Annotated in this window: 11 protein-coding genes; 7 read left to right on the top strand and 4 right to left on the bottom strand. The window is 63.6% G+C overall.

Annotated features, from left to right (window positions below; all coding sequences use genetic code 11):
• Positions 1 to 4 precede the first annotated feature (4 nt).
• The 4 genes from pilB to BKX93_RS09980 form a co-directional block, all read right to left on the bottom strand.
• Entirely contained in the window at positions 5 to 1,711 is a 1,707-nt protein-coding gene (gene pilB, locus BKX93_RS09965) for a type IV-A pilus assembly ATPase PilB (protein WP_070979662.1), read from the bottom strand.
• 168 nt (positions 1,712 to 1,879) lie between these two features.
• On the bottom strand, positions 1,880 to 3,001 hold the full coding sequence (locus BKX93_RS09970; RefSeq protein WP_046155587.1) for a porin: 1,122 nt from the start codon (positions 2,999 to 3,001) through the stop codon (positions 1,880 to 1,882).
• A gap of 398 nt (positions 3,002 to 3,399) precedes the next feature.
• The gene (locus BKX93_RS09975) at positions 3,400 to 3,720 is read right to left on the bottom strand and encodes a ComEA family DNA-binding protein (protein ID WP_070979663.1); all 321 of its coding nucleotides are present in this window, start codon (positions 3,718 to 3,720) and stop codon (positions 3,400 to 3,402) included.
• 66 nt (positions 3,721 to 3,786) lie between these two features.
• Positions 3,787 to 4,608, bottom strand: coding sequence for a cytochrome C assembly family protein (locus BKX93_RS09980; RefSeq protein ID WP_046155588.1), 822 nt, complete (start codon positions 4,606 to 4,608; stop codon positions 3,787 to 3,789).
• Positions 4,609 to 4,719: 111 nt separating this feature from the next.
• Here BKX93_RS09980 and ffh point away from each other — a divergent pair, with 111 nt between their 5' ends.
• From ffh to BKX93_RS10015, 7 genes are all read left to right on the top strand, one after another.
• Positions 4,720 to 6,075, top strand: coding sequence for a signal recognition particle protein (ffh, locus tag BKX93_RS09985; protein ID WP_046155589.1), 1,356 nt, complete (start codon positions 4,720 to 4,722; stop codon positions 6,073 to 6,075).
• A 47-nt stretch (positions 6,076 to 6,122) separates the two neighbouring features.
• Positions 6,123 to 7,031 carry an ATP-grasp domain-containing protein gene (locus tag BKX93_RS09990; RefSeq protein WP_070979665.1) on the top strand — a complete coding sequence of 303 codons (909 nt, stop codon included), beginning with the start codon at positions 6,123 to 6,125 and terminating at the stop codon, positions 7,029 to 7,031.
• Positions 7,032 to 7,090: 59 nt separating this feature from the next.
• A complete protein-coding gene (gene purB / locus BKX93_RS09995) occupies positions 7,091 to 8,461 on the top strand; it encodes an adenylosuccinate lyase (protein WP_046155591.1) in 1,371 nt (456 codons plus the stop codon).
• 268 nt (positions 8,462 to 8,729) lie between these two features.
• On the top strand, positions 8,730 to 10,895 hold the full coding sequence (locus BKX93_RS10000) for a hypothetical protein (RefSeq protein ID WP_046168360.1): 2,166 nt from the start codon (positions 8,730 to 8,732) through the stop codon (positions 10,893 to 10,895).
• Between the two features lie 377 nt (positions 10,896 to 11,272).
• On the top strand, positions 11,273 to 14,455 hold the full coding sequence (locus tag BKX93_RS10005; protein WP_070979667.1) for an efflux RND transporter permease subunit: 3,183 nt from the start codon (positions 11,273 to 11,275) through the stop codon (positions 14,453 to 14,455).
• A 1-nt stretch (position 14,456) separates the two neighbouring features.
• Positions 14,457 to 15,617: an efflux RND transporter periplasmic adaptor subunit gene (locus tag BKX93_RS10010; protein WP_046168358.1), complete on the top strand. Its 1,161-nt coding sequence runs from the start codon at positions 14,457 to 14,459 to the stop codon at positions 15,615 to 15,617.
• Between the two features lie 4 nt (positions 15,618 to 15,621).
• A complete protein-coding gene (locus BKX93_RS10015) occupies positions 15,622 to 17,043 on the top strand; it encodes an efflux transporter outer membrane subunit (RefSeq protein ID WP_070979669.1) in 1,422 nt (473 codons plus the stop codon).
• The last annotated feature ends 102 nt before the right edge of the window (positions 17,044 to 17,145 follow it).

Here is a 17,145-nt window from a genome sequence, read left to right on the forward strand (position 1 = left end):
CCGTTCAATCGTTGGTCACCGCCTCGACCTCGGCCAGCGAGGTCATGCCGGCAATCACCTTCAGCAGGCCGGCGCGGCGCAGATCGACCATGCCCTCCTCCCTGGCCAGATCGGAGATGTCCACCGCAGTGCCGTTCTTCATGATCAGCCGCATCATCGCATCGCTGATCGGCATCACTTCGAAAATCCCGACGCGCCCCCTGTAGCCGGTGTTCCGGCACTCCTCGCAGCCGACCGGCCCGTAGGGGTGCCAGCCGCCGGCCAAGTCCTCCTTCAAGAAACCTGCGCGCAGCAGCGCCTCCTCGGGAATCTCCACCGGCTGCTTGCAATGGCTGCATAGTTTGCGCGCCAAGCGCTGCGCCATGATCAGCAACACCGAACTGGCGATGTTGAACGGCGCCACGCCCATGTTCAGCATCCGCGTCAAGGTGGACGGCGCGTCGTTGGTATGCAGCGTCGAGAACACCATGTGGCCGGTCTGCGCGGCCTTGATCGCGATGTCGGCGGTCTCGAAATCGCGAATCTCGCCCACCATGATCACGTCAGGATCTTGCCGCAGAAAAGCCTTCAACGCCGAGGCGAAGGTCAACCCCGCCTTTTCGTTGACGTTGACCTGATTGATGCCGGGCAGGTTGATTTCCACCGGATCCTCCGCAGTGGAGATATTGGTGTCCGGCTTGTTCAAAATGTTCAGACAAGTGTAAAGCGATACGGTCTTGCCGCTGCCGGTAGGGCCGGTCACCAGGACCATGCCGTAGGGCCGGGCTATCGCCCTCAACAGATGCGCTTTTTGCTCCGGCTCGAAGCCCAGCTGCTCGATGTCCAGCGAGGCCGCCGACGAATCCAGGATACGCATCACGATTTTCTCGCCGAACAAGGTGGGCAAGGTACTGACGCGGAAATCTATCGCCCGGGTCTTGGAAATCACCAGCTTCAGCCGGCCATCCTGAGGCAGCCGCTTTTCCGAAATATCCAGCCGGGAAATCACCTTGATGCGGGAAGCGATCTTTTCCTTCAGCAGCAAGGGCGGCTGCGCCACCTCCTTCAATACGCCATCCACCCGGTAGCGGATGCGGTAGTACTTCTCGTATGGCTCGAAGTGGATGTCGGACGCGCCGAGGCCTATCGCATCCAGCAACATCTTGTGGATGAACTTGACCACTGGAGCATCGTCGACCTCGGTCTGCGGGCCGTTGTCCAGCTGCGCCTCGGGATCGGCGAATTCCAGATCGCCGAAATCCTCGCTTTCCAGCTCTTTCAGCGCCGAAGTCGAATTGTCCTGATATCGCCCGATCAGCTTGGACAGCTTGTCTTCTTCCACCACGACCACTTCTACCGTCAGGCCGGTCTTGAAAGTGATCGCATGGTAGGCGGAGGTCTGGGTGGGATCGGAAGTGCCGATGTAAAGCTTGTTGCCGCGCTTGAGCAGCGGCAGCAGCCGGCGGCTGGCGATCACCTCGTCGTCCACCAGCCCCTTGGGTAGTTGGTCGGTATCCAGCGAAGCCAGATCCAGCAGCGGATAGCCGAACACTCTGGATGAAAACATCGCGATGTCGCGCGCGGCCATCTTCTTGCTCTGGATCAGCTGCTCGACAAAGCTGAGATGGGAAGTTATCGCCTGTTTCGAAATGGCGTCCGCATCCTGCTGCAACAGCATATTGTGCTGGACCAGGGCCCTGCCCAGGCCGGAAATCCCTGCCGTAGCTTCCATAAGCGAAATCGATCCGGTTCGGACCTTGCGGTCGTGATCAGGTATAGGCTGTGACGCTATTATATGTGAATCGCACCGGCAAATCCCTGTCGATCAGGCTTTTCAAGCCTAGCGGACAAAAAAAGAGCTGCCGAAGCAGCTCTTTTTCGAAATGAAACGAATCTCGGCTTAGAAGCGGTGAATCAGACCCAGACCGAAGGAGCTTTCGTTATCCGTACCAGGATACTTCCACTTCACGTGGCCATAGGAGGTATACACATCGGTACGCTTCGACAACGCGTAATCCAGGCTCAGCACGAACTGGTCATAACCGGAATCGTTGATGGTGGAGCCGCCCAGAGTCGCGTTATAACCCTTGGCATAGGACAGATAAGGCGTGAACGCACCAAAGGTATAGCCCCCGGTCAATGCCAATTCTTTGGTCTTCAACTTCGAAGTATTGACTGCCAGCTGCGAGGCTGCAGCGCTATTACCCGCGGCAACAAGCCCAGCGACAGCAGCATTATTAGCCAAAGTCCCCAAAGTGCCATTATAGAACGAGCCAAAACCATAACCTTGGATTTGCTGGTAGCCAAACGCCAAATAAATATTATTGGCGTTATAACCCGCCTCCAGACGATGCCAGTCTTTGTTGCTACCCGCGACATTGGACGCATCGCCCCAACTAGCAAAGCTGTATTTGCCGAAGTAGCCCGCGTTTTCATAGCTGAGGCCGATGTTGACGAACTGCTGGTTGGCGCGCGACCCATCCAAGCCCGTTACCCGAGCCTCATCGAAGCCCCACAAAGCCATGTAGCTAAAGCCATACCAGTTCGGGCTGTCATAGCGAATAGCGTTGTTCACGCGGCCATCCAGACGAGTGAACATGCCGAGGCCGCCTACGCTTTGGGTGCTGTAATAGCCGGGATCGACTTGCTCCATATCCAGATTAGGGTAGTTGGACAGCTTGCCCAGACGAATCTGCCCCCATCCGTCACCAGCCAGACCTACGAAGGTATCGCGGGTGCCAAAGCCGGTCGAATTGGTGCCATCCACGCTGATGGCGCTTTCCACCTGCCAGATCGCCTTCAGGCCATTCCCCAGGTCCTCGCCGCCCTTGAAGCCCAGGCGCGAAGTCCAGTCGTTGACCTCGGAGCTGCCTTGCGGCTTGCCGTTGGCATCCTTGCTCAGAGTGGAACTATAGGTTTTGTTGTATTCGTAACCTCCACGGATCTGGCCGTAGAGGGTCACGTCGGCCATGGCCGCCGCAGGCAGGGCAGCCAACGCCAAAGCGATGAGCTTCTTGTTCATTGCAAATCCTTTCAAGTCAGTTGATTTTGTCCTGTGGGCTTCCCGGCGAAACCGTTTGCCTGGACATTTATGTGCCGACGGTATGTTCCGTCGATCGCTGTAGCCAATATAAGACTGGCGTTGCAAAAAAACAAAGACAGCCCCGTCATGACAGGTAAAAATCAGCAAAAAAACAACAGGACAGTGCTATCTACTTGTTTACAAAATACTTGTCACCGCCCGCACAGCGCCAAGAAGACGCGCAAAAACAACAAAACCGTCACATTGTTGCCAATTAGCAACAAAGAACTCCCCGCATCAATCAAATCGGCAAATTAAGAAAATCCGCGAAAATGAAAAACCGCCATCCAGAACGGCATGGCGGTTTAAATGCGGCGCCGGCTCTGGCCGGCAGGCGCTTACTTGGCGGCGGGCTTGGCAGCTACCGGCTTCGCGTTCGCGGCGGCGGGCTTAGCGGCCGGCGCGGCGCCGCCGACGGTGACTTCCTTGCGCAGGCTTTCCAGCGTCTTGTCCCCGATGCCAGAAACCTTCTTCAGATCGTCGACAGTCTTGAACGGGCCGTTTTTGGTCCGGTAATCGACAATGGCCTTGGCTTTGGCCGGGCCAATGCCCTTCAAGGCTTCCAGTTGTTGCGGCGTCGCGGTGTTCAGATTGACGGCGGCCCAGGCGAGATTGCACAGCAACAGCAAACCGGCAAAGACAGCGAACAGCTTCTTCATGGCAAGCTCCTAATGAAAGTGCAGTCGTGAAATGTATTGGTATGCGTCAGCGCGAGGCGAGCGGACTCACCCGCGCTGCAGGATCAATTCTAAGACCACCTTGCTGCCCACGTATGCCAGCATCAATGACAGGAAACCGGCCAGCGCCCAGCGTATCGCCACCTTGCCGCGCCAACCCTTGAGGCGGCGCCCCACCAGGAGGCCGGCGAAAATCAGCCACGAAATCACGCCGAACACCGTCTTGTGGGTCAGCGCGGCGGCCTGGCCGAACACTTCCTCGGAAAACAGCACGCCGGTCAGCAGCGTCAGCGTCAGCAGCAGGAAACCGACGGCGATCACCTGGAACATCATCTTTTCCAGCGTCAAAAGCGGCGGCAGCTGCTTGGCCAGCATCGACACCCGCCGGTGGTGCAGCGCACGCTCCAGGATCAGCATCAGCACCGCGATCAATGCGCCGATCGCGAACAGGCTGTAGGCCAGCATGGACACCAGGATGTGCAGCACGAAGGCGGGATTGGACAGGTCGCTGACCATGTGCCGGCCCGGGAAGGCGATGGCGAAGGCCAGCGCGGCCATGGCCAGCGGCATCATGAACAGCTGCAGGCCTTCAACCTTGTAGAAGAAGCTGCAGGTCCAGTAGATCAGCAGCATGATCCACACCACCACGCTCAGCGCGTGGCCCACGCCCAGCGACAGGCCGCCGCTGGTACTCAGCGGCGCCACGACGACGAAGGCCTGCACCAGCAGCAACAGCCCCAGCAGGCTGTGCTCCAGCCGCGGATTGCGCGGCCAGCGCGCCGCGCCTTTCCAGTTGGCCAGGTAATGCCAGGTGAAGGCCCCGTAGGACAGGATCAGGAGCAGGGACAGAACGAGCAGTAGGCTGGTCATATTAGGTATGTGATCAAATCCGGGCGCGGCCCGGGCGGCTCGTGGTAAAATCGATGGATTTGAAAGTCTACACCAAGCTGCCGTTCGTTGGCAGAGAGTAAGGACAGCACCATGCTAGACAACTTGACCAGCCGCCTGTCCGGCGTGATGAAAACCCTGCGCGGCAACGCGCGGCTGACCGAATCCAACATCCAGGACGCGATGCGCGAAGTGCGCATGGCGCTCTTGGAAGCCGACGTGGCGCTGCCCGTCATCAAGACCTTCATCGCCCAGGTGAAAGAGCGCGCGCTGGGCCAGGACGTGATGGGCAGCCTGACCCCGGGCCAAGCGCTGGTGGGCGTGGTGAACGAAGAGCTCGTCAAGCTGATGGGCGAGAAGAACGACGAGCTCGACCTGGCCGCCGTGCCGCCCGCCATCGTGTTGATGGCCGGCCTGCAGGGCGCCGGCAAGACCACCACCGTCGGCAAGCTGGCCAAAAGGCTGAAGGAAACCCAGAAGAAGAAGGTGCTGGTGGTGTCCGCCGACGTCTACCGTCCGGCCGCCATCGAGCAGCTGAAGCTGCTGGCCTCGCAAGTGGGCGTTGAATGGTTCCCGTCCGAGGCGTCGCAAAAGCCGGTCGACATCGCCCGCGCCGCGATCGACCACGCCCGCCGCCATTTCTTCGACGTGCTGCTGGTGGACACCGCCGGCCGCCTCGCCATCGACGAAGCGATGATGGAGGAGATCAAGGCGCTGCACGCCGCGATCAACCCGGTGGAAACGCTGTTCGTCGTCGACGCGATGCAGGGCCAGGACGCGGTCAACACCGCCAAGGCCTTCAACGAGGCGCTGCCGCTGACCGGCGTGGTGCTGACCAAGATGGACGGCGATTCGCGGGGCGGCGCGGCGCTGTCGGTGCGCCACGTCACCGGCAAGCCGATCAAGTTCATCGGCGTCGGCGAGAAGGTCTCCGGCATCGAGCCATTCCATCCTGACCGCATCGCCAGCCGCATCCTGGGCATGGGCGACGTGCTGTCCCTGATCGAGGAAGTCCAGAAGGGCATCGATCAGAAGGAAGCCGAAGCGATGGCCAAGAAGTTGAAGTCCGGCAAGGGCTTCGACCTCGAGGACTTCAAGGCCCAGATGCAGCAGATGAAGAAGATGGGCGGCATGGCCAACCTGCTGGAAAAAATGCCAGGCCAGCTGGGCGAGATGGCCAAGGGCGTCCAGGGTGCCGAGGCGGAGAAGTCGATGCGCCGCGTCGAGGGCATCATCAACTCGATGACCATGGAAGAGCGCCGCAAGCCGGAACTGCTCAAGGCCAGCCGCAAGCGCCGCATCGCCGCCGGCTCCGGCGTCACGGTGCAGGAGGTGAACCGCCTGCTGAACCAGTTCGAGCAGATGCAGAAGATGATGAAGCAGTTCTCGTCCAAGGGCGGGATGATGAAGATGATGCGAGGCATGAAGGGCATGATGCCCGGCATGTAAGCGGAAACAAACGGGCGCCAGTCGCCCGTTTCTTTTGAGATAAAGACATGTTGTTCGACGTCGCGGTGCTGACAGACAGCCGCCAGCTGGAACATAAGCCTGAGGACTGGTACAGCCGCCAGGTGCATCATGAGGATGGCTTGGTGCTGGACGCGCTGCGCGACGCCGGCCTGACAGTTTGCCGCCTCGCCTGGGACGACGCCGGTTTCGACTGGCGCCAGGCACGCTCGCTGCTGTTCCGCACCACTTGGGACTATTTCGAGCGCTTCGGCGAATTCTCGCCCTGGCTGTCGCGCGCGTCCCGGCAATGCCGGCTGTTCAACGCCGCCGAACTGATCCGCTGGAATCTGGACAAGCGCTACCTCGTCGAACTGCAAAATAAGGGCGTGGCCGTGGTGCCCACCCTCTACATTGAAAAAGGCGAGCGGCGCACCCTGGCGCAACTGGCCGACACCAGCGGCTGGAATGAGCTGATCCTCAAGCCGGCGGTGTCCGGCAATGCCCGCCACACCTACCGTTTCGACGCCGGCGACAGCCAGCGCCTGGAGTGCGCTTTCGGCGATTTGATCGAACGCGAAGCGATGCTGCTGCAGCCCTTCCAGCGCCAGGTGCTGGAACAAGGCGAGCTGTCGCTGATGGTGGTGGACGGCCGCTACAGCCACGCGATACGCAAGACGCCCAAGCCCGGCGACTTCCGCGTGCAGGACGACCACGGCGGCAGCGTGCACCCGCACCAGGCCAGCGCCGAGGAAATCGCCTTCGCCGAAGCCGCCGTGCGCGCGGCGCCGTTCGACGTGCTGTACGCGCGCGTCGATCTGGTCCGCGACGGACAAGGCCGCCTCGCCGTCATGGAGCTGGAAATGATAGAGCCCGAGCTGTTCTTCCGCTTCCGCCCCGAAGCGGCCGGCCTGTTGGCCGCCGGCCTCAGGCGCAGGCTGGCGGACAACGCGGCCTGAAACGAATCTGTACTAGCAACCCGCCGCAGTTTGGCAAACCACGTTTGGAAATACTCAGCATGAATCTGACTACGTTGACCGCCCTCTCCCCGCTGGATGGCCGCTACGCCGCCCAAGTGGAAGGCCTGCGCAACCTGTTCTCCGAATTCGGCTTGATGAAGTGCCGCGTCAAGGTGGAACTGGAATGGCTGAAGATGCTGGCCGCCGAGCCGGGCATCGAAGAGGTCAAGCCGTTCTCCGACGCCACCATCCGCGAGATCGACGACGTGATCGCCAACTTCAGCGTCGAGCACGGCGAAGAGGTGAAGGCGATCGAAGTCCGCACCAACCACGACGTCAAGGCTATCGAATACTGGCTGAAGGAGCGCCTGTCCGGCAATCCGGAAGTGATGGCCGCCAGCGAGTTCATCCACTTCGCCTGCACCTCCGAGGACATCAACAACCTCAGCCACGCGCTGATGCTGAAGACCGCGCGCAACACCGTGCTGCTGCCGATGCTGGACGAGGTGATCCACAAGCTGCAAAAGCTGTCGCATGAACTGGCCGACGTGCCGATGATGTGCCGCACCCACGGCCAGCCGGCCACGCCGTCGACGATGGGCAAGGAACTGGCCAACGCCGTCTACCGCCTGAAGCGCCAGCGCGAGCAGCTGGTGCACCAGGAAATCCTGGGCAAGATCAACGGCGCGGTCGGCAACTACAACGCCCACCTGGCCGCCTATCCGGACATCGACTGGGAAAGCCTGTGCGGCCGCTTCGTCACCGGCCTCGGCATCACCTTCAATCCGTACACCATCCAGATCGAGCCGCACGACTACATGGCCGAGCTGTACCAGGTGGCGATGCGCGTCAACACCATCCTGATCGACCTGAACCGCGACATCTGGGGCTACATCTCGCTTGGCTACTTCAAGCAGAAGGTGAAGAAGGACGAAGTGGGCAGCTCCACCATGCCGCACAAGGTCAACCCGATCGACTTCGAAAACTCCGAAGGCAATCTGGGCATGGCCAACGCCATCATGGGCCACCTGGCGGAGAAGCTGCCGATCTCCCGCTGGCAGCGCGACCTGACCGACTCCACCGTGCTGCGCAATATGGGCGTCGGCTTCGGCTACACCATCCTGGGTCTGAAGTCCTGCCTGAAGGGCCTGAACAAGCTGGAGATCAATCCGGCCCTGATCGCCTCCGAACTGGACGCCGCCTGGGAGCTGCTGGCCGAGCCGGTGCAAACCGTGATGCGCCGCTACGGCATCGCCAATCCGTACGAGCAGCTGAAAGAGCTGACCCGCGGCAAGGGCGGCATCACCCGCGAAACGCTGCACGCCTTCATCCGCAGCCTGGAGCTGCCGGACGCGGTCAAGGCCAGCCTGCTGGAGCTGACCCCGTCCAACTACCTGGGCAAGGCCGAGGAACTGGCGCGCCGCATCTGACCGCCATCCACGCCGCATCCCTCCGCGCCGCCCTCCCGGGCGGCGTTTTTCTTTCCGCCCCCCGTCAACGCCCCGCCATTGCGGCAAGTTAGCCGCACCTTGCCTTTCCCCCACCATCCATTACACAGAATTTAGTGGTCAAAATGCCAATTGGACCTGACAATGGAATGTGAATAACACCAAAACACCATAAGCACGCTGCTGACAGGAACGGCCGGCCGCTCCGGCCCGACCGCCCGTACCAAGGGTAACCTTGAAGAGAGAATGGATGATCATGCAATCTATGTACGACCAGTCCTCGAATCCCCCGACAACCCCCGACGAGCCGGCTCCCGCCACCCCGCAGGCAGCCACCACGCGCCAGTTGCTCAACCTCAACGAACGCGGCCAGAACGGGTTGTATCAATACTTCATCGAGCACGACACCAACCGCATCCTGCAGCATCTGGACACGCTGCGCGGCATGGCCTTCACCCGCGATGCCGAAGACGGCCAGATCGGCCCGCCGGAAAAGCCCTTCCCCTCGGTCTGCCTGATCGGCCTGGGCCGTTGCGGCTCCAATATCGCGCTGGACGTGGCCACCCTGGTGTACAACGCGCGCAAGTTCTACCTGAACGAGTTCAACCAGGACGACAAGAGCGCGCCCGAGCAGGAGCAACGGCCGCGGCGCTGGATACGCCGCAACCTGCTGTCGCAGCACAAGGAGGCCAAGCCGGCCTTCCTGATCGAGCCGATGGTGATGCTGGGCGACCTGGACAAGGACATCAAGGGCCGCATCCGCTTCTCCCGCCGCGGCGAGCAGGGAGACTTCATCAACAACTACAACAAGCTGAAGATCATGGACCTGGCCGAGGTCCACGCCGGCGGCGCCGGCAATGCGCCCATCCTGGGCCAGTACCTGGCCAAGATCATCCTCAACAAGGACACGCTGAGCTTCTCCGACCCGGACTGGACGCTGATCCACTCCTACCTGGTGGACTCCTGCGGCATCAAGGCCAACCAGTCGCGGCTGTATTTCTACATCTTCAGCGCGGGCGGCGGCACCGGCTCGGGCATGGCGTCCGAGTTCGGCCTGGCCCAGCAGTACGCCTACATGAGCAAGACCTTCGAAACCCGCAACGAGGGCAAGGGGGATCAGGGCGACGACTACGGCTTCGTGTTCGAGCCCATCTTCACCAGCGGCATCTGCATCCTGCCCAACATCTCCGGCCAGCACGCCGAGGGCTCGGAAGCGCTGCACATCAACGCCGGCCGGCTGCTGTGCAAATACCTGTCCGAGGAGTGGGACTTCTCCTACAACTTCGACAACGAAGAGGCCGGCGCCGAGAGCGTGATGCGCCGCATCCGGCCGTGGAACGCGATGATGCTGATCTCCAACGACATCATGCGCTACGCCGAGGAGAGCGAAGGCGGCAACATCGAGCATCTCGACGTCAACGCGATGGAGCGCCACGCCAACCAGTACATCTCGCAGCAAATCTTCAACATCCTGACCGCGCAGGCCGTCACCAGCGACTACGACGAGAACTACTTCCTGCGCGCCGGCATCGACATGGGCGAGACGATACGGCTGGACGCCAACGACCTGTTCATGAGCCTGGCCGGCCCGGTGGCGGTGGCTTACGCCGAATCGGTGGTGTCCGATCCGCTGGGCTCGGACGGCTTCGTCAACAAACTGGACATCGACGACCTGTTCTACCGTTCGATCGACCTGCCGCACTTCAACCAGCAGACCCAGGCGATAGAGGGCATCAGCCTGCTGCCGATCGAATCAGCCAACTATCGCGCGGCGCTGGCCGACTACAAGCAGTCCGGCTACTCGGCGGACAAGCTGAACCAGCTGTTCTTCTTCCAGAACTGCTCGTCGGTAGTGGCCATCCTGTCGCTGCCCAAAGGCTACAAGCTGTCCTACCTGGACCTGAACCGGCTGAAGCGCCACCTGAACGACCTGTTCCCCAGCACCACGCTGAAGCGCTACGCGCTGGTGATCGGCGCGTCCACCAACCTGTCGCTGACCACGCTGGTGGCCAAGAGCCCCTGCCTGAGCGACGACTTCCTGACGCTGATCGTCGCCTACATCAAGCGCTGCTTCGCCCACGGCAACCACCGCTTCGACGACAGCCTGGACAACGTGATCCTGGACCTGATCACCGCCGACACCTTCGACGAGACGGTGCTGGAGCGCTTGTTGAACGAGTACGAGAACCCGGCCAAGATCCTCGACACCAACTGGTTCGCGATCAAGCCGATGTACGAGAAGAAGTACCGCGAGCTGATCCGCGACAGCAAGAAATTCGTGTCGATCAACGACATCCGGCTGACCCGCGAGCACGTGCAGAAAGCGGTGTGCTACCTGCGCGAGATCTACCGCCACCGCATCGGCAAGACCCGGGTGGTTTCGCTCAACAGCTACGCGCGCAAGCACCACGCCTGAGCGCGCTTTCCCCCGTCTCCAACCCCGCCCCGCTCTGCGCGCGGCGGGGTTTCTACTGGCTAAAATAGTAAAGTAGATTATTTTTTTACTACCCGGCCGAAAAGTGTCAACGCCATGGCTGCTTGGCCAGTTAATCCTGCTTGAACGCGGCGAATATGCCAGCGCGCTGCGCGCGTCGGCCTCGCATCACTCATTAACAAAACCCGATCGCAACCAAGCACGATCCGCCCACAGAACGCCTTCAAGCTGGCATAAGCTGCAACAAGGCATGGCTCGGATCGCAACAACCGCGCCGCCGAGCCGCCCGGACCGGGACCTTCGCGCCGGAAATCCGCCGCCCGGGCGCGGCAATCTGAAGAGAGGACGCACCGTCCAATATGTGGATCGTCGAAACGGCCCTGAAACGGCCCTATACCTTCATCGTGATGGCCATCGTCATCCTGCTGGCCACCCCGCTGGCGATCATGCGCACGCCGGTCGACGTGCTGCCGGAAATCGACATCCCGGTGATCAGCGTGATCTGGGGCTACGGCGGCCTGGCGCCGCAGCAGATGGCCGACCGCATCACCCAGACCCATGAGCGGGTGCTGACCACCACCGTCAACGACATCGAGCATATTGAGTCGCAGTCGCTGGCCGGCATCGCCATCATCAAGATCTTCTTCCAGCCCAACGTCAACATCCAGACCGCCATCGCCCAAGTGGTGTCGGTGTCGCAAGCGGTGGTCAAGCAGATGCCGCCCGGCGCCACGCCGCCGCTGGTCATCAAATACACCGCCTCCAGCGTGCCGGTGATCCAGATAGGCATGGCCAGCAAATCGATGTCGGAACAGGACGTGTTCGACGCCGCCATCAACACGCTCAGGCCCCAGCTGGTGACGATACCCGGCATCGCCATTCCCTACCCCTACGGCGGCAAGGTGAGGCTGCTGTCGGTGGACCTGGACACCCGCGCCATCGCCGCCAAGGGCCTGACGCCGGCCGACGTGATCAACGCGGTCAACAGCCAGAACCTGGCGCTGCCGTCCGGCACCGCCAAGATCGGCGGCACCGAGTACAACGTCGAGCTGAACGGCTCGCCGGACACCATCGCCGGGCTGAACGACATCCCGGTGCGGTCGGCCAACGGCGCCACGGTCTTCCTGCGCGAAGTGGCGCACGTGCGCGACGGCTTCTCGCCGCAGACCAATATCGTCAAGCAGAACGGCCAGCGCGGCCTGATGATGTCCATCTACAAGAACGGCGGCGCGTCGACGCTGGACGTGGTCAACCATCTGAAGGACAAACTGCCCGGCCTGCTGCCGCTGCTGCCCAAGGACCTGCGCGTCAGCCTGCTGGCCGACCAGTCCATCTTCGTCAAGACGGCGGTGGAGGGCGTGATCCACGAAGCGCTGGTGGCCGCGGTGCTGACCGCGGTGATGCTGCTGCTGTTCCTCGGCAACTGGCGCACCACCTCCATCATCGCCGTCTCCATCCCGCTGTCGATCTTCTCGTCCATCGTCGCGCTGCACATGATAGGCGAAACCATCAATGTGATGACGCTGGGCGGCCTGGCGCTGGCGGTGGGGATCCTGGTGGACGACGCCACGGTGACCATCGAGAACATCGAGCGCCATCTGCACATGGGCTCGCCGCTGTACACCGCCATTCTGGACGGCGCCGGCGAGATCGCCATTCCAGCCTTCGTCTCCACGCTGTGCATCTGCATCGTATTCGTGCCGATGTTCTTCCTGGAAGGCGTGGCGCGCTACCTGTTCGTGCCGATGGCCGAGGCGGTGGTGTTCGCGATGCTGGCCTCCTACGTGCTGTCGCGGACGCTGGTGCCGACGCTGGCGCTGCTGCTGATGGGCCATCGCCACCACGACGGCCGCGTGTCGGCGTGGATACATCGCGTGCACCAGGGCTTCAACGCCCGCTTCGAACGGCTGCGCGAACTCTACGTGCACCTGCTCAGCCACCTGCTGACGCACCGCAAGGGCTTCATCTCGGTCTTTCTCGGCTTCTGCCTGGCCTCCTGCGGCTTGTATCTGCTGCTGGGCCGCGACCTGTTCCCCGAGGTGGACACCGGCCAGATCAAGCTGCACGTGCGCGCGCCCACCGGCACCCGGATCGAGGACACCGCCGTTCTGGCCGACCAGGTGGACGCCGAGATCCGCAAGGCGATCCCGCCGGGCGAGCTGGACTCCATCATCGACAACATCGGCCTGCCCTATAGCGGCATCAACCTGTCGTACAGCAACTCCGGCACCATCGGCACGCTGGATACCGACGTGCTGATCTCGCTGAAACCCGGCCACCAGCCGAGCGCCGACTACATCGCCGCGCTGCCGGCCAGGTTGGAGCGCCGCTTCCCCGGCGTGGAATTCTTCTTCCAGCCCGCCGACATCATCACCCAGATCCTGAATTTCGGCTCGCCGGCTGCCATCGACGTGCAGATTTTCGGCAAGAACTACGCCGACAACGCCGCTTTCGCCGGCCGCCTGCTCTCCCGGATCAAGGCGATTCCCGGCGCCGCCGACGTCCATGTGCACCAGCGGCTGGACGCGCCGGCAATCAAGCTGAACATGGACCGCGCCCGTTTGCAGGGCATGGGCATCGCGCCGTTCGACGTCGCACAGAACCTGCTGCTGCCGCTATCCGGCAGCCAGCAGACCCAGCCGGCGTTCTGGCTCAATCCGGCCAACAGCATCGTCTACAATCTGCAGGCGCAGGCGCCGCAGTACCGGATCGGCAGCATGGACCAACTGCTGCAGCTGCCGATCAACGCGCCGGGCAGCCGCGGCGCCGGCGAGCAGACGCTGGGCAATCTGGTGCAAACCAGCCCGGGCCGCGAAGCCGCCATCGTCACCCGCTACAACATCCTGCCGTCTATCGACATCTACGCCAGCGCGCGCGGCCGCGACCTGGGCTCGGTGGCCTCGGCCATCCAGAAGGTGATCAACGAGGAAGAGGCTCATCTGCCCAAAGGCAGCCATGTCGCGCTGCGCGGCCAGGTGGAGACGATGCGCTCGTCCTACATCGGCCTCGGCGTCGGCATTCTCGGCGCCATCGTGCTGGTCTACCTGCTGATCGTGGTGAATTTCCAGTCCTGGCTGGACCCCTTCATCATCATCAGCGCGCTGCCGGCGGCGCTGGCCGGCATCGCCTGGATGCTGATCGTCACCGGCACCGATCTGTCGGTGCCGGCGCTGACCGGCGCCATCATGACCATGGGCGTGGCCACCGCCAACAGCATCCTGGTGGTGTCGTTCGCTCGGCATCGGCTGCAGGACGGCCTGCCGCCGCTGTCGGCGGCGCTGGAGGCCGGCGCCACCCGGCTGCGGCCGGTGCTGATGACGGCGCTGGCGATGATCATCGGCATGATCCCGATGGCCATCGGCATCGGCGAAGGCTCGGAGCAGAACGCCCCGCTCGGCCGCGCCGTGATCGGCGGCCTTCTGTTCGCCACCCTATCCACCCTGCTGTTCGTACCGGTGGTGTTCGCCAGCTTCCACCGCTACCTGGCGCAACGCAAACAACACGCGGCCGATGCCCCCGCGGCTCCCGCACAGGACGCTTGAAATGACCGACCCACGCCATGACCGCCAGGGCCTGCCCGAACTCCACCTGCACCACACCCGCCGCGGCGCGGTGGTGCGCAAGGCGCGCGTCGCCGCCATCGTCGCCGTCGCGCTGCTGCTGATCGGCCTTGGCCGCACGCTGCTGGTCCGCCACGCCGACGCCGAGACGCTGGCCCGCGAAGCCGCCCGCCACGCGGTGCTCACCGTCAGCGTGGTCACGCCGCGCCAGGGGCACGGCGAAGCCATGCTGACACTGCCCGCCACGCTGCAAGGCATGGCCGAGGCGCAGATCTACGCCCGCACCAACGGCTACATCAAACGCTGGTACAAGGACATCGGCCAGCCAGTGAGGAAGGGCGAGCTGCTGGCCGAGCTGGACATCCCCGACATCGACAAGCAGGTGCAGGAAGCCCAAGCCAATTTCGGCCTGGCCAAAACCGCCTACCTGCGCTGGAAGGCGCTGCGCGCGCAGGACGCGGTGTCGCAGCAGGAATTCGACGAGAAGCAGGCCGCCTACCGGCAGACCGAGGCCGAGTTGAAGCGGCTGCGCGACCAGCAGGACTTCGCCCGCGTCGTCGCGCCGTTCGACGGCATCGTCACCCGCCGCAACATCGACACCGGCAGCCTGGTCAACGCCGGCAACGGCGGCAGCGCGCAGGCGCTGTTCGCCACCGCGCAGATCGACAAGCTGCATCTGTACGCCTACGTGCCGCAATCGCGCGCGGCCGCCATCCGCGTCGGCCAGACCGTGGACATCGTACGCCAGGAAGCGCCAGGCCAGCCGGTCAAAGGCAAGGTGGCGCGCACCGCCGGCGCCATCGACCCGGCCACCCGCACGCTGCAGGTGGAGGTGACGGTGGCCAACGCCGACCACGGCCTGATGCCCGGCCAGTATGTCGACGCCTCGTTCAAGCTGCCCGCCGGCGACAGCCTGACCCTGCCCACCAACACCCTACAGTTCGGCGCCAAGGGCAGCCGGGTGGCGCTGGCCGGCGCCGACGGCAAGGTCCATCTGCAAGCGGTGGCCGTCGGCACCGACTACGGCCACGAAGTGGAAATCCGCGCCGGCCTGAAGCCGAACGACCGAGTGATCGTCAATCCGCCGGATTCGATCAACGACGGCCAGCCGGTCAGCGTCGTGGCCCCGGCCAAGGGAGAGTAAGCCGATGCGCGCGCTCTCTCTGCTGATCGCCGCCGCCTTGAGCGGCTGCGCCGTCGGTCCCGACTACCAGCGCCCCGCCAGCGAATTGCCGGCGCAATGGAAAAGCGACGCCGGCTGGCTGCCGGCCGCGCCCGCCGATGCTCTGCCCAAGCGCGACTGGTGGCGGATATTCGGCGACGAGGACTTGAACCGGCTGGAGGCCGACGCCCTGGCCCGCAGCCCGACGCTGCAACTGGCGCTGGCCAAGCTGGACCAGGCCCAGGCGCAAAGCCGCGTCCACGGCGCCGCCGCGTTGCCCGCCGTCAGCCTGGGCGCGGCGGCCTCGCGCAGCCGCGTCTCAGCCGATCGGCCCCAGTCCGCCTACGGCGCCGGCAACAGCGGCACGGTGCAGAGCGATCTGAAACCCATGCTCAGCGTCAGCTACGAGATCGACTGGCTGGGCCGGGTGCGGCGCGACATCGAAAGCGCGCGCGCCGGCGCCGAGCAGGCTGCCGCCGACCGCGCCAACGTCGAGCTGCTGCTGACCGCCCAGTTGGCCAGCGCCTACCTGCAGCTGCGCCAAGAGGACGAGGAAATCCGGCTGCTGGACGGCATCCTGGACGCTCAGCAGCGCGTGCTGGAGCTGACCCGCATCCGCCACCGGGCGGGCCTGGCCTCCGCCGGCGACGAAGCGCAGCAGGCGGCTTCCGTGGCCGCCAACCGGGCCCAGCGCGAATTGCTGCTCAACCAGCGCCGCGCCGGCGAGGACCTGCTGGCCACGCTCAGCGGCGTACCGGCCGCCTCGTTCCGGCTCGCTCCCGGACAACTGCCCGCCGCCTTGCCCGCTTTGCCGGCCGGCGCGCCCAGCGATCTCTTGCAGCGACGTCCCGACATCGCTTCCGCCGAGCGGGCGATGGCCGCCGCCAATGCCCAGATCGGCGTCGCCAAGACAGCCTACTTCCCGCAGCTGACGCTGGCGCCGGCCTATATCGGCAACGAATCGACCAGCCTCGCCAATCTGTTCTCCACGCCGGCGCTGATCTGGGGCATCGGCCTGCAGGCGACGCAAACCTTGTTCGACAACGGCAAGACCCGCGCCGGCGTCGACTACGCCGAGGCCGGCTACCGCGCCGCGCTGGCCAGTTATCGCCAGACCGTGCTGCAGGCGGTGCAGGAGGCGCAGGACGCGCTGAACGCCTTGCACGGACTGGACGCCGCGCGCCGCCAGCAGGACGAGGCGGCGCGCAACCAGGACAAGGCTTACGCCGTCAGCCAGCTGCGCTACCGCGAAGGCCTGGACAGCGCGCTGGCGCTGGCGGCCTCTCGCCAGAGTCAGTTGGCGGCGCAACGGACGCTGGCGCAGCTGCGCGGCGGCCAGCTGACAGCCAGCGTCGGCCTGCTCAAGGCGCTGGGCGGAGGCTGGCTTGCCGATTCGCCCGATAAATAGTTCTAATCAATAAACTGCAAATAGCAATAAAACTGCTACAAATAACAGGACGGGCCGGCGGGGGATCGCCCCGCCGCCTGCCGGTTTGCCGCAGCGGTTTGG

The organism is Chromobacterium vaccinii, assembly GCF_001855275.1.
GTDB classification, from domain to species: domain Bacteria; phylum Pseudomonadota; class Gammaproteobacteria; order Burkholderiales; family Chromobacteriaceae; genus Chromobacterium; species Chromobacterium vaccinii.